Source organism: Christiangramia aestuarii, assembly GCF_009735585.1.
GTDB classification, from domain to species: domain Bacteria; phylum Bacteroidota; class Bacteroidia; order Flavobacteriales; family Flavobacteriaceae; genus Christiangramia; species Christiangramia aestuarii.
Genome location: NZ_VJVW01000053.1, coordinates 1 through 505, shown reverse-complemented (window position 1 = coordinate 505; position 505 = coordinate 1). Strand labels below are relative to the sequence as shown.

Below are 505 nucleotides of genomic sequence, written 5' to 3'. Positions count from 1 at the left end.
TGGCGCGCAACCGCATCGCCGAAGGCGAAGGCAGCGTGCTGATGTGCTGCGGCCGCAGCCAGCCGGAACACGCCGTGCTGATCGTCGACGCGGCGAGCGGCGAGGTCCTCGGCGACGACAACGTCGGCGAGATCTGGGCCGCCGGGCCGAGCATCGCCCACGGCTACTGGCGCAACCTGGAAGCTTCGGCGAAGACCTTCGTCGAGCGTGACGGGCGCACCTGGCTGCGCACCGGCGACCTCGGCTTCCTCCGCGACGGCGAACTGTTCGTCACCGGGCGCCTGAAGGACATGCTCATCGTCCGCGGCCACAACCTCTATCCGCAGGACATCGAACGCACCGTCGAGAGCGAGGTGCCGTCGGCGCGCAAGGGCAGGGTCGCGGCCTTCGCGGTCACGGTCGATGGCGAGGAAGGCATCGGCATCGCCGCCGAGATCGGTCGCGGCGTCCAGAAATCGGTGCCGGCCCAGGAGCTGATCGACTCGATCCGCCAGGCGGTGGCCGA

The 505-nt window shown here is 70.1% G+C and carries 1 pseudogene; it reads left to right on the top strand.

Going from position 1 to position 505, the window contains the following annotated elements:
• Positions 1–505, top strand: a pseudogene (locus FLP08_RS16880) (AMP-binding protein); the annotation flags it as partial.